General features: G+C 51.6%; 14 protein-coding genes. 10 read left to right on the plus strand and 4 right to left on the minus strand.

Annotation, left to right across the window (positions count from 1 at the left end; all coding sequences use genetic code 11):
• Positions 1 to 298: 298 nt before the first annotated feature.
• On the minus strand, positions 299 to 1,579 hold the full coding sequence (gene hemL / locus BLP53_RS06985) for a glutamate-1-semialdehyde 2,1-aminomutase (protein ID WP_091471464.1): 1,281 nt from the start codon (positions 1,577 to 1,579) through the stop codon (positions 299 to 301).
• Positions 1,580 to 1,662: 83 nt separating this feature from the next.
• A complete protein-coding gene (locus tag BLP53_RS06990) occupies positions 1,663 to 2,682 on the minus strand; it encodes a S1 family peptidase (RefSeq protein WP_091471465.1) in 1,020 nt (339 codons plus the stop codon).
• A gap of 144 nt (positions 2,683 to 2,826) precedes the next feature.
• Between BLP53_RS06990 and BLP53_RS06995 the strand changes: the two genes are divergently transcribed.
• The gene (locus BLP53_RS06995; protein WP_091471466.1) at positions 2,827 to 3,567 is read left to right on the plus strand and encodes a dienelactone hydrolase family protein; all 741 of its coding nucleotides are present in this window, start codon (positions 2,827 to 2,829) and stop codon (positions 3,565 to 3,567) included.
• A 146-nt stretch (positions 3,568 to 3,713) separates the two neighbouring features.
• Positions 3,714 to 5,234, plus strand: coding sequence for an NADP-dependent phosphogluconate dehydrogenase (gene gndA, locus BLP53_RS07000; RefSeq protein WP_091471895.1), 1,521 nt, complete (start codon positions 3,714 to 3,716; stop codon positions 5,232 to 5,234).
• 218 nt (positions 5,235 to 5,452) lie between these two features.
• Here the strand turns inward: gndA and BLP53_RS07005 are convergent, their stop codons facing one another.
• Complete coding sequence (locus tag BLP53_RS07005; RefSeq protein ID WP_091471467.1) at positions 5,453 to 5,647, minus strand: hypothetical protein; 195 nt, start codon at positions 5,645 to 5,647, stop codon at positions 5,453 to 5,455.
• 314 nt (positions 5,648 to 5,961) lie between these two features.
• Between BLP53_RS07005 and thiS the strand changes: the two genes are divergently transcribed.
• The 6 genes from thiS to ubiA are packed head-to-tail and all read left to right on the plus strand — an operon-like array spanning position 5,962 to position 10,108.
• Positions 5,962 to 6,165, plus strand: a complete 204-nt coding sequence (gene thiS, locus BLP53_RS07010) for a sulfur carrier protein ThiS (protein ID WP_091471468.1) — start codon at positions 5,962 to 5,964, stop codon at positions 6,163 to 6,165.
• A 51-nt stretch (positions 6,166 to 6,216) separates the two neighbouring features.
• Positions 6,217 to 6,999, plus strand: a complete 783-nt coding sequence (locus tag BLP53_RS07015) for a thiazole synthase (protein WP_091471469.1) — start codon at positions 6,217 to 6,219, stop codon at positions 6,997 to 6,999.
• Positions 7,000 to 7,001: 2 nt separating this feature from the next.
• Entirely contained in the window at positions 7,002 to 7,385 is a 384-nt protein-coding gene (gene apaG, locus BLP53_RS07020) for a Co2+/Mg2+ efflux protein ApaG (RefSeq protein WP_091471470.1), read from the plus strand.
• Positions 7,386 to 7,408: 23 nt separating this feature from the next.
• The gene (gene mltA, locus BLP53_RS07025; protein ID WP_245652698.1) at positions 7,409 to 8,656 is read left to right on the plus strand and encodes a murein transglycosylase A; all 1,248 of its coding nucleotides are present in this window, start codon (positions 7,409 to 7,411) and stop codon (positions 8,654 to 8,656) included.
• A 5-nt stretch (positions 8,657 to 8,661) separates the two neighbouring features.
• Positions 8,662 to 9,210: a chorismate--pyruvate lyase family protein gene (locus BLP53_RS07030; RefSeq protein WP_091471471.1), complete on the plus strand. Its 549-nt coding sequence runs from the start codon at positions 8,662 to 8,664 to the stop codon at positions 9,208 to 9,210.
• 25 nt (positions 9,211 to 9,235) lie between these two features.
• On the plus strand, positions 9,236 to 10,108 hold the full coding sequence (gene ubiA, locus BLP53_RS07035; RefSeq protein ID WP_091471472.1) for a 4-hydroxybenzoate octaprenyltransferase: 873 nt from the start codon (positions 9,236 to 9,238) through the stop codon (positions 10,106 to 10,108).
• Here the strand turns inward: ubiA and BLP53_RS07040 are convergent.
• Positions 10,091 to 11,689, minus strand: coding sequence for a hypothetical protein (locus BLP53_RS07040; protein ID WP_245652700.1), 1,599 nt, complete (start codon positions 11,687 to 11,689; stop codon positions 10,091 to 10,093). The two genes, ubiA and BLP53_RS07040, sit on opposite strands and share 18 nt — an antisense overlap.
• A 285-nt stretch (positions 11,690 to 11,974) precedes the next feature.
• On the opposite strand from BLP53_RS07040, the gene rplM reads away from it, so the two are divergent.
• Together rplM and rpsI are read left to right on the plus strand one after the other, a co-directional pair.
• The gene (gene rplM, locus BLP53_RS07045; protein WP_091471473.1) at positions 11,975 to 12,403 is read left to right on the plus strand and encodes a 50S ribosomal protein L13; all 429 of its coding nucleotides are present in this window, start codon (positions 11,975 to 11,977) and stop codon (positions 12,401 to 12,403) included.
• A 24-nt stretch (positions 12,404 to 12,427) separates the two neighbouring features.
• Entirely contained in the window at positions 12,428 to 12,820 is a 393-nt protein-coding gene (gene rpsI / locus BLP53_RS07050; protein ID WP_018987546.1) for a 30S ribosomal protein S9, read from the plus strand.
• Positions 12,821 to 12,906: the final 86 nt, after the last annotated feature.

Here is a 12,906-nt window from a genome sequence, read left to right on the forward strand (position 1 = left end):
TGGGGCATTTTTATGGCTTTTTATCTTGAAATAGGTGGCCGGTATATTCGGCCACGGGGAAAATAGCGACTTGGATTACACATCAGGCCTGGACCACAAAGGGAAGAGGGCATTTGCCCAGGTTTTCTGAAAGACTACTGTCGCCATGAGTGCACAAGATATGGGTCCAAGCCAGATTTGTCGGGTGTGGGTGCTACGAGAGTGCTGTGAGGATCATTCAGCCATCAAACAAAGCTGGCTGCTGGCGGAGCCTGCCCGTACAAGCCTGAGGCTTGAATCGGGTAGGCTCGCCAGACGGTTACAGCGTGGCAAAAGCGATTTCTGCCGCTTGTACTGTCTGCGCAATATCCGCATTGCTGTGGGCGGCGGAGACAAAGCCTGCTTCAAAGGCAGATGGCCCCAGATAAATACCACTATCCAGCATGCTGTGGAAGAAGGTATTGAAAGCTGATTTGTCAGCCTGCATCATTTCTGCGTAGCTGGTTGGCGTGCTGGCGCTGAAGTACAGGCCAAACATGCCGCCTACGCTTTGTGCGCTGAACGGGACGCCAGCTTTTTGTGCAGCTGCCTTTAAACCATCCACTAATTGGGTGGTTTTTGCGGTCAGGGACTCATAAAACCCCGGTGCTTGTACCAGTTTCAATGTCGTTAAACCGGCGCTTACCGCCACCGGATTACCCGACAAAGTGCCCGCCTGATAGACCGGGCCGAGAGGTGCCAGCACGCTCATAATCTCTTTGCGCCCACCGAAGGCGCCCACTGGCAGGCCGCCACCAATGACTTTGCCCAGTGTGGTCATGTCTGGCGTGATGCCATATAAAGCTTGCGCGCCACCCAATGCCACGCGGAAACCGGTCATGACTTCGTCAAAAATCAGTACTGTGCCGTGTTGTGTACATAATGCACGCAAAGTCTGCAGGAATTCCTGCTGCGGCACAATCAGGTTCATGTTGCCGACCACGGGTTCCAGAATGACGCAGGCAATTTCATCGCCGATGCTGGCAAAGGTATCTTTCAGCATTTGCGTGTTGTTGTAGTCCAGCGTGAGCGTATGCGCGGCGACTTCGGCAGGTACGCCTGCTGAACTGGGTTCGCCAAACGTCAGCAAGCCGGAGCCAGCCTTAACCAATAAAGCATCGGCGTGGCCGTGGTAGCAGCCTTCGAATTTGATGATTTTGTTGCGTTTGGTAAAGCCGCGTGCCACACGGATTGCACTCATGGTTGCTTCGGTGCCGCTGCTGACCAGGCGCACTTGCTCCATGCTAGGCACCAGTCTGTTAATCAATTCAGCCATTTCCAGCTCAAGGCCGGTTGGCGCCCCAAAACTCAGGCTATTGGCAGCGGCTTGCTGTACGGCAGCCACGACTTCAGGGTGTGCATGCCCCAGGATCATCGGCCCCCAGGAATTGATGTAATCAATATATTCTTTGCCATCCGCATCCCATAATCTGGAACCCAGCCCTTTTTTAAAGAAGATGGGGGTACCGCCAACGCTACGGAAGGCACGTACCGGCGAATTGACGCCGCCCGGGATCAGTTGCTGGGATTTTTCAAACAGTTGCTGGTTGCGAGAAGTCATAAACCTTGAAATCGTCTCATTGTCAAAACCGTTATTCTAGCAGAGGCCTATTCTGTCTTGGCCATCTCTTGTGGTGCGGCAATTTAGCGTGCCTCTTGTAACTGTTGCTGCAAATCCGAAAACGCGTGAGTATCCAGTTGCCGTACGTGGTTCTCGGCCTCGGTTAATTCCTCTGTCTGTTGTTGCTGTTGCGCAAGAATCGCGAGACCCATCCAGGCGCCAAGATGGGCTGGTTCCAGCGCGATAGTACGTTGATAGGCTTGCTGCGCCATCTCCAGCTTCCCTTGTGCATGCAATGCGCTGGCCAGGTAGAAGCTGGCTTCAGCGGAATCTGGCTGCTGCACCAGCCAGTCGCGGGCAATCGGTTCCAGTGTTTGCCATTCGCCACTTTGGTATGGCTGTACGACTTGCATCCAGAAAGGCCGTTCCGCCAATGGTAAATCCCAGAAAGGAGCGCTGTCCGGTGTCGGGGAAGAGGATTCTGCCTGTTGCATCAGGGCTTGAATCCATTCAATTGGAATGCTGTAAAAATAAGCATGTTTGCCCGGGCTTTTGAAGGTGCTGAGCGCGACCAGTTCGCCGGCTTGGTTAAAAGTCGGACTACCACTGGAGCCCATGACAAACGCAGCGTCACTGCGCACAACCAGGCTGTCATCATAGGAATAGAGTGCACGTACTTTACCGGCAATGGTTTGCGGCTTGGGTGGGCCGCCGGGGAAGCCAATGGTGAATACTTCGTCACCGTAGTGCAGGGACGCGGCTGAAGATAATTTGACCGGCGTGAGTTCCAGGTATTTGAATCTCAGCAGGCAGGCATTATGCTTCCAGTCTGCTACCATGTCGACCGGGCTGATACTGTCGCCAAACTTTGACACACTGATGCCATTGCTATTGGCCAGTACATGGCAATTGGTTGCCACTGTATCTTTAGCCACTACCACGCCGGTGCCTATGCCGTGGCCTCCGTTTTGGGTGATGACATGCACTTTGACCACTGAGGCTTTCAGGCGGTACACCTGCTCAGGGTCAGGATCAGCGAGTACAGCCTGTGTACTCAATAGTATAAGTATCAGTGCGGTCACTCTATCATATCGCAGACGCATAACGGCTCCCTGGATGATTTGCAAAGCATGACTGCCACTGTAAATCAAAATGCAAAAAATCGGCAGCCGCCCATGAATTAAGCGTGAAAAGCCTCTCAAACAGCGCTAGAATAATCGATTATTTTGATTGTTGAAGGATTTAACATGCTGATTACAAGCGAAATCGTTGATTTGAACACACCTACCGGGGTGATGCGTACTTATGTTCATCGTCCAAAACACGATGGCAAGGTGCCTGCGGTTTTGTTTTATTCGGAAATTTTCCAGCAAACCGGCCCGATTGAGCGTGCTGCACGTTTCCTGGCTAGCCACGGCTATGCTGTGCTGGTGCCTGAAGTGTTTCATGAACTGAATCCGATCGGGACTGTGCTGGGTTATGACGATGCCGGTCGTGACAAAGGCAATGCCGACAAAATGGCCAAAGATGTGCAGGCATATGACACTGATAACCGCGCCATGATTGAATACCTGAATGCACAGTCCTGGTATGACGGCAATCTGGGTGCTGCCGGTTTCTGCATCGGCGGCCACCTGGCTTTCCGTGCAGCCTTGCAGCCGGAAGTGAAGGCGACAGCCTGTTTCTATGCCACCGATTTGCATACGACAATCATTCCAAACAAGCCTGGTCAACACAGCATGGAGCGCGTGAATGAAATCAAAGGCGAACTGCTGATGATCTGGGGCAAGCAGGACCCGCATATCCCCGGCGATAAACGTGCCGAGCTTTACAAGCGGTTCGCTGAAGTGCCCGGTTTGCATTACACCTGGCATGAGTTTAACGGGCAACATGCCTTCATGCGCGATGAGGGTGAACGCTATGATGCCCAGATCGCCAGTATCGGATATCAGCTCACTTTGCAGATGTTCGGTAATGTACTGAAATAATTTAAACCGAAAACTTAGTATGCATATATTAAACGGTCAGCGCTTAAATCAGTGGTTGAACGTTCGATATGGCATCTAGTCCAAGCATGGGTCAAAAGCCTGTGCTTTTTTTTCAACTAAATTAACCATTTATAGAGATAAGAATGATGACTACAAAAAATGCGGATATTGGATTGGTAGGATTGGCAGTGATGGGCCAAAACCTGGCGTTAAACATTGCTGATCACGGCTATACCATTGCAGTTTATAACCGTGACCCCAAAAAGATGCTGAATTTCATTGAAGAATGTAAAGCCAAGGAGCCTTCACATGAGCGCGTGGTTGGCCACGCCGATCTGGCTTCTTTCGTGTTGAGCATCAAGCGGCCACGTAAAATCGTGTTGCTGGTCAAAGCCGGTAGCGCAACCGATGTCACGATTAATGCCTTGCTGCCGTTCCTGGAAGAAGGCGACATTATTATTGATGGCGGTAATGCGTTGTGGACAGATACTATCCGTCGCGAAAAAGAGCTGACAGCCAAGGGCATAGACTTTATCGGTTCGGGTGTTTCCGGCGGTGAAATCGGTGCACGTTTCGGCCCATCGCTGATGCCTTCCGGTAACCGCAAAGCCTGGGCTTCACTGGAGCCTATCTGGCGTGATATCGCCGCTAAAGTGGATCCGGATACTGGTGCACCTATTGAAGGTGCAGCCCCAGGCAAGCCGGTTGAAGGCGGTTTTGCTTGTACCGAATATATCGGCCCGGATGGTTCCGGCCACTATGTGAAAATGGTGCACAACGGCATTGAATATATTGATATGCAGCTGATTTGTGAGGCCTACTGGTTGATGAAGAACCTGCTGGGCATGGCGGCGGATGAAATCGGTAAAGTATTTGCCGAGTGGAACAAGGGCGAGCTGTCCAGCTACCTGATTGAAATTACTGCAGATATCCTGCAGCAAAAAGACCCTGTCAGCCCAGGTTTCCTGGTGGATAAAGTGATGGATGCGGCAGGCCAGAAAGGCACAGGCCAATGGACTGCCGCCAATGCCCTGGAATTGGGTGCGCCCGCGAATGCGATTGCAGCAGCAGTGTATGCACGCGCCTTATCCAGCGTGAAAGAGGAGCGTGTAGAAGCCAGCAAAATCCTCAAAGGGCCGGTTTCCAAGCCCGTCTCAGATAAAGACAAGGCTGCTACGATTGAAGCGATCAAGAGCGCGTTATACTGCTCCAAGATCTGTGCCTATGCGCAGGGCTTCCAGCTCATGGATAAAGCGCAAGTGGCTTATAACTGGAAACTCAACTTCGGTGAAATTGCACAAATCTGGCGTGGCGGTTGTATTATCCGTGCGCGCTTCCTGCAAAAGATTACCGATGCCTATGCACGTAATTCCCGCCTGAAAAACCTGATGCTGGATCCCTATTTCACGACTGAGCTGAATGACGGCCAGGCTGGCTGGCGCCACGTGATTGCCCTGGCGGTGAGCAATGGTATCCCGGCGCAAGGTTTTGCGGCGGCGCTGGCGTATTATGATGGCTACCGTAGTGCGGTGTTGCCGGCTAACCTGTTGCAAGCGCAGCGTGACTATTTCGGTGCGCACACCTATGAGCGTGTGGATCAGCCGCGAGGCCAGTTCTTCCATCTGGATTGGCCGGAAAAAAATCGTCCGCAGTTGGCGATAGAGTAATGGATATCAGGCGGATATCTTTGTGATGTCCGCCTGTTGCGATTGCTAGTAATAAAAAAGATGGCTTGTGTAGTCATCTTTTTTGCCTTCATCGCTACATGCAAGCAGAAAAAAAGCCAAAACAGTGCCATTGCACTGTTTATGCACTTCTTCGCCCTTAAACGCGAATATTAAATTTTGACCCAGTTTTTAATCGGGTACGGGTTTGATTCAGGACATCAAACGCAGTCGCAACTGGATTCCAGGAAGCGGTGTAGCTCGGTAATTGCCTTGATATGCTGTTGTGCTTTGAGGGTGGCTTGTGCGGCGATCACATCAGCAGCGGAGGGTACAGTTTTCAGGCTGGGGGAGTAAATCTCGTCGGTCAGAATGTGCAATGACGACGCGGTGTGAAAAGATTCTGCAATTTGCATGTTGGTTTTTCCTTTTGGGAGTTCAGTGTTTCAAGTACAAGTGACGAATTGTGTTCGTCGTGCTTGTGGCGCCAAAATTAACAAAAAGTTCCGCATTAAGCAATCCGTGCAATAACGTACTGCCCAAGATGGTTCATTTTTAATGATATATTTGCGCGGCTACAACATCTAAGCAAATATGATGCCATGTGCGTTCAATATAGCCCCTGCCCATGATAGAAAGATGACAGCAAGGTTGTGGCTTAAAAACTAAAAGCCAAACGTGCCAATATTTCGTAAAATATCGGCTGGATTAATCAGAAATGAAGAGCAGGATGCAGATTTTTGTGAATGGGAGTGCGATGCAACTTCCCGCAGACGCGATGACTGTGCTGGCATTGGTCGAGCATATGCAACTGACTGGCAAGCGTATTGCCATAGAAAGGAACGGGGATATCGTCCCGCGTAGCCAGTTTTCTGATGTACAACTGCAACCTGACGATACGCTGGAAATTGTAGGCGCCGTAGGTGGTGGTTAATAAGATTAATCACTAACAGGGTTGCTTGAACAAGTTAAAGAGAAACGAAATATGAATGACGCCTTGGTAATCGCCGGTAAAAGTTATCAGTCACGCTTGCTGGTGGGCACCGGAAAATATAAAGACTTCCAGCAAACACGCGCAGCCATTGACGCCAGCGGTGCCGACATTGTGACAGTGGCGATTCGCCGTACCAATATCGGGCAGAATGCGGATGAGCCTTCATTGCTGGATTATCTGCCACCTTCAGAATTTACCTACCTGCCGAATACCGCCGGCTGTTACAGTGCAGAAGACGCAGTGCGCACATTGCGCCTGGCGCGCGAACTGCTGGATGATCATAGGCTGGTTAAACTGGAAGTGCTTGGAGACCCGAATACTTTATATCCCAATGTGACTGAAACCCTGGCTGCTGCCAAGACGCTGGTAAAAGAAGGGTTTGAGGTGATGGTGTACACCTCGGATGACCCGATTATTGCCAAGCAACTGGAAGAGATTGGCTGTGTGGCCGTGATGCCGCTGGCTTCCCTGATTGGTTCCGGGATGGGTATCCTGAACCCCTGGAATTTGCAGATCATTATTGAAAGCGCCAAGATTCCTGTGCTGGTGGATGCCGGGGTAGGTTGCGCGTCGGATGCTGCGATTGCCATGGAACTGGGCTGTGCCGGCGTGTTAATGAATACCGCGATTGCGGCCGCACGTGACCCGGTCATGATGGCCGGCGCAATGAAGAAAGCGATTGAAGCCGGGCGCGAGTCGTTTCTGGCCGGGCGCATGGCAAGAAAACTGTATTCTGCCAGCCCCAGTTCCCCCACTACAGGCATGATAGGTTAATTGTGACGGATAACAGCTTATATGCGTGTGAAGTTTCGGTCGCGACTGCGTACCTGCCGGACCAGTCATCGCCCGAGGCGGCACAGTATGTCTATGCATATACCATCACCATTCGTAATAGCGGAACAATTCCGGCGCAATTAATCAGCCGTCACTGGGTAATCACCGATGCCATGCAGCAAGTGCGTGAAGTGAAGGGGCTGGGTGTGGTTGGCGAGCAACCTTTACTGGAACCGGGCGCTGAATATCAATACACCAGCAGTGTGATGTTCAATACGCCCAGCGGTGAAATGTATGGCACTTATCAAATGGTCGCAGTTGATGGCGAGTGGTTTGAGGTGGATATCCCGACATTCTGGCTGCATCAGGCGGCCGGATTGCATTAAGGCTGTTGAAAGAACAGATTCAAGTGAAATTTATCGATGTGTTTGCCGTAACATCCATCATCAATATTCGTCGGTGGTGGATACTACTTGGTGTACTCTCGCTGGCTGGTTGCCAGTCCTTGCCACTGCAGAAATCAGCAGGCGGCGTGCCGCCCGGCACCTCTGCACCTGCCGAAAAGCCAATATCATCCACACCAGTCAAACCGCCATCACAACCTTATGCGCTGCTTCATCCTGCACACTGGGCAGAGATGCCCGGACTGGCGCAGGAGGACTGGCTGGCCAGTTGGCCTGCATGGTTGCAAAGTTGCCAGGGCTTAAAGAAAAAAACGGAGTGGCAAGCCGTGTGTGCGACCGCACAAACCGTGAAAGCCGACGATGCTGTCGCCATCCAGACTTATTGGCAGCAGAATTTTAATGTGTACAGCACGCAGCAATTGGACGGGGTGCAGCAGGGGTTGATTACCGGCTATTATCAGCCAGTATTAAAAGGCGCCAGAATGGCTAGTGAGCGCTATCCTGTGCCTTTATACAAAGTGCCGACAGACCTGATTACCGTCAATCTCTCCAGCTTATTCCCTGACCTGAAATACAAGCGTGTACGCGGGCGTGTGCAGGGACAAACCCTGGTGCCTTATTACACACGCGCAGAGATAGAGCAGCAGCAATCACCACTGGCGGGTAATGAGTTGCTATGGGTTGGTGATGCAGTAGAGGCATTCTTTCTGCAGGTGCAAGGCTCCGGTATTGTGGAACTGGAAAATGGCGAGCGGTTACCGGTGGGCTATGCAGACCAGAATGGCCACCCCTATCAATCCATCGGTAAGTTACTGGTAGAGCGGGGTGAAATGCAGGCCAGTGAAGCATCCATGCAGGGTATTAAAAACTGGGGACAGCAGCATCCTGAGCAATTGCAAGGTTTGCTGAATGCCAATCCCAGCTATGTATTTTTCAAACTGTTACCGGCCGGATTGTCCGGTCCATTGGGCGCACTGGGTGTGCCATTGACAGGGGTGCGCAGTATCGCGGTAGACCCTTTTTATATCCCGCTTGGTGCACCTGTCTATTTGGCAACTACTTATCCAAACTCGGATAATCCCTTGCAGCAATTGATGGTGGCGCAGGATACCGGGGGGGCGATTAAAGGCGGCGTACGTGCGGATGTCTATTGGGGTGAAGGGGAGTCCGCTGGCAAACTGGCGGGAGCCATGCGTCAGCAGGGGCAATTGTGGGTATGGTTGCCTAAGAATTTCCAGTTGCCACAGCCGTAACCAGCATGCAACGCGTTCGTTTCTGTGATGATGCGGGGTGGCAGCCCAAGCTGACCGGGAAAAATGCGTTGCGATCCTGGTTGCAAGAGCGCGGGTCGCTCACGGCCCGCTTAAAGCGGCAATATGCCGATTTTTCCGTACAACTTGCGCGTGAAGCCTGGCGCAAGCCGCATCTGGATGAAACACACCTGTTGCGGTTACCCCGGGCAACCCATGCCTGGGTACGTGAGGTGTGGCTGGTCGGTGACGGGCAGCCGCGTGTGTTTGCGCATAGCGTGATAGCACGTACCGATTTGCGTGGCCCGTGGTATGGCTTGCGCAAGATAGGACGCTTGCCTTTAGGGACCGCATTGTTTGCCAACCCTGAAGTGACGCGGGGTGTGCTGCATTTTCGCCAGCTCAATGCCTCACATCCTTTGCATAAAGCGTTGTCTGCCAGTTTTCCGGTGTCAAGGCAGCAGCGGCTGTGGGCACGTCGTTCATTGTTTTGTTTAGGGCGGCATCACTTGCTGGTCACAGAGGTGTTTTTGCCAAGTATGCTGCAACACCCGTAACCATTGTGTTGATAATCTAAAAAATATGCCGTCATTCGCTAAATGGAACGCTTATTACCGCCTGACCCGGCTGGATAAGCCGGTAGGTATCTGGCTATTGATGTGGCCTACTTTGTGGGGTTTGCTGGTTGCCGGGCAAGGTTTTCCTGCCATTACCGTCACCCTGGTGTTTGTGCTGGGTACCATTTTAATGCGTTCAGCCGGTTGCGCCTTGAATGATGTTGCGGACCGTCATTGGGATGGCGCGGTCGCACGTACCCGGGCGCGCCCGTTGGCGACGGGTGAAATTTCTGTCAGGGAGGCCTATATCGTCGCCGGCGTTTTATCCCTGCTGGCGTTTTTGCTGGTGTGCCTGTTGGGCTCGGTGGTGGTGTTATGGTCTTTGCCGGCGTTGTTTCTTGCGGCCAGTTACCCTTATACCAAACGTTTTTTTGCGATTCCGCAGGCCTATCTCGGTATTGCGTTTGGCTTTGGGATTCCCATGGCATTCGTGGCCATGCATGGCCACGCACCGGCAGTGGCATGGTGGTTATTGCTGGCGAATGTCTGCTGGTCCGTGGCTTATGATACGGCTTATGCCATGGTTGACCGTGAAGATGACCTCAAGATCGGTATACGCTCTTCGGCCATCACGTTTGGCCGGTTTGAAGTGCTGGCTATCATGCTTTCTTTTGCGGCCATGATGTTAATGCTGGCGAAAGTGGCTGTTGATATTGAGTTAGGTTGGCCATTCTGGCTCGGCTGGAGTATCGCTATTATGCAACTGGTCCGTCAGTATCAATGGATCAGCACACGCCAGCCAGCGTTATGTTTCAAGGCGTTCCTGGATAATATCTGGGTGGGTGCCTCCCTGACAACCGGTATGGCGCTGGCGTACTGGTTACGCGGATTTGCGTGAGGTAGAAGGTTCGTCCAGCTCGAACGTGAAGTCTGTCCAGTACTGGAATGGTCCCTGGGTGGCCGGTGCCAGCGTATAGATATCTCCCGACAGTTGTTGCAGTTCACGCAAGTGCTCACTCGCGGCGCTGGCGGCAGGGGATGCTTTTGCCGCGGGCGGAGTCGCGGGCAGGTTCTGGGTCTGGCAGGCAATTTCTTTCAGCAGCATCATTTCTTCAAATACGCTACGCTCAAATCCCATGCGTGGTACCAGTCGTGTGTTATATACCAGGTCATCAATCAGTGAGATCACTTGTGGCGTGCCCCAGGCTTGCTGCAAGGCCTTCATGATGCGCGGAAAAGACTCAATTCCCTGCTGTTTGGGGTCAGGATTGCGCTCCACGCTGAGGTTGAAATGTTTGCGGCACTCGCCCGCGACCATATCAAATTCTTGCCATTTGTCTTCTTTGGAGAGTAGGTCCAGTAAGTAGAGCCACATCCAGGGAGAGCATTTCGGGTGCTTGGCCAGATGCTCTTTTAAATGGTCTATGGCCTGGTTAACGCGACCATGCGTAAACAAGCGCGAAGCATCCTGCATGACCGCATGGGTGGTTTGCTGCGAGCTGACTTTCTGGGGTGCGCTATTGGTGGTGACTGCATCATCATTGGCATGCAAGGGAACCGCCTGTAGCCTGCTCACCGTAGGGGGCGCCGATGGGTAAGGTGGTTGCGTATGCGGCATGGCTGGTGCCGTATGTTTGAAACCATCGGCCTGTTCAGTTGCCGTGGTGGTTCTCACAGCAACAGGTGCGGATTTTCCTTTGGTGATTCCAGCCTTATGTCTGCTTTTAGCAGATTTAGGCGCTGCTGCATGGCGGCGTAGCCAGTCGGCAAAGAAATAGCCACTGGCGATCAGTGCCAAACCAAACACCAGTACCAGTGTACGCAGCAAATGATTTTCGTTTTGCAGCTGGATCAGTTGATGCTTTAGTGTTACCAGTATATTGGCTTGTGCAAGATTGCTGGCGTATAAGGCGTCCGATTTAGTCTTTAATTGTTTGAAATCCTGTTGCAATACATCAATCTGTTGCTGCAAAGTGGTGTAGGCATCCACCGGGATATCGGAGGTAGTGACAGCTTCAGCAGACGCCTCTGTTTCTGCAAGAGGCTGGAGCGGATTCAATGCTGGTGCAACTGGCGGTAGCGGAATGGAAACCAGGTTGTCCGGCTGGATGGTGAAAGTTTGGCTGTTGTGCTGGCAGCGATCCGTCAGGGTGGCGGTCACGGGGGCGGTGATCGCGTTGCTGGACCATAGCATCAGCGCCCCCTGGCGGTTGCCCAGGGTTGTGTATTCCAGGTGTATGGGCTCGGATGTTGCTGCTTGTTGCAGTACAAAGCAGTCTATGTTGGTATCCGGATGCGCGTCCTGAATCGCGAACTGGGCTACCAATGGCTGTCCTGGCGCAGATTCAATGTCGAGCGCGCTGATTTCGATGGCATGCAGTGAAGGCGGTAACACAAGAAGAAATAGCAGGATCAACCGCCACCAGATCATGGTGGCGATGCGTGAAAGCCCTTTACGCCTGTGTATGCTGAAAAGCATGATGCAGATAAATGTTCAGTTAAAACGTGCGCAGAAAACGAATGAATGCGTTAATATATCACCTGATCGTTTTGAATTTCCTGATTATTTAGGGAATTTCCCATAAAAACGTGTTTATTTCTAATAAGTTGCATAATTCACTTAAAGAAATAGATGCGATCAGTGGTCACGATAAAGATTGCATCACAATAGATGCATTTCCCGGAATAAGTCGTTGACAAGCTTTCTCAAGCTGGCATATAATCCGCCCTCTTAATTTATACGCTATGACTCGGTAGTTATAAAATGAAAACATTTTCAGCAAAATCGCATGAAGTACAACGTGATTGGTTCGTGATCGACGCCACCGATTTGGTGTTGGGTCGTTTGGCCAGCGCTATTGCCCATCGCCTGCGTGGTAAGCATAAAGCTATTTACACGCCACACGTGGACACAGGTGATTACATCGTTGTCATCAATGCAGACAAAATTAAAGTAACCGGTAACAAGGCTGGCGACAAACTGTACCACCGTCACTCCGGTTATCCAGGTGGTATCACCACCACTTCATTCTCCAAAATGCAGGATCGTTTCCCAGGTCGCGCATTGGAAAAAGCGGTCAAAGGCATGTTGCCAAAAGGTCCTTTGGGCTATGCCATGATCAAGAAAATGAAAGTGTATGCCGGTGACAAGCACGAGCACATTGCTCAGCAACCGCAACCATTAACCATCTAATATATCAGACGATTAGGATAAAGCATGATCGGTAAATACAACTATGGCACAGGCCGCCGCAAAAGCTCAGTGGCTCGCGTGTTCATTAAATCCGGTAGCGGCAACATCGTAGTGAACGACAAGCCAGCTGACGTTTATTTCTCACGCGAAACTTCCCGCATGATTTTGCGTCAACCACTGGAATTGACTAACAACACAGCGACTTTTGACATTCTGGTCAATGTGCATGGTGGTGGTGAATCCGGTCAGGCAGGTGCTGTACGTCACGGTATTACCCGTGCCCTGATTGACTACGATGCGGCATTGAAGAGCGCATTGTCTCACGCTGGTTTCGTGACACGTGATGCACGTGAAGTGGAACGTAAAAAAGTCGGTCTGCGCAAAGCGCGTCGCCGCAAGCAGTTCTCCAAACGTTAATTTTTACGTTTACACCAAGAGAGTTGTGCAAAAAAGGTCGCGTTGGCGGCCTTTTTCATTTATTGTTTTACTTTTGTATACATTGG

The organism is Methylophilus rhizosphaerae (genome assembly GCF_900100975.1).
GTDB lineage: Bacteria > Pseudomonadota > Gammaproteobacteria > Burkholderiales > Methylophilaceae > Methylophilus > Methylophilus rhizosphaerae.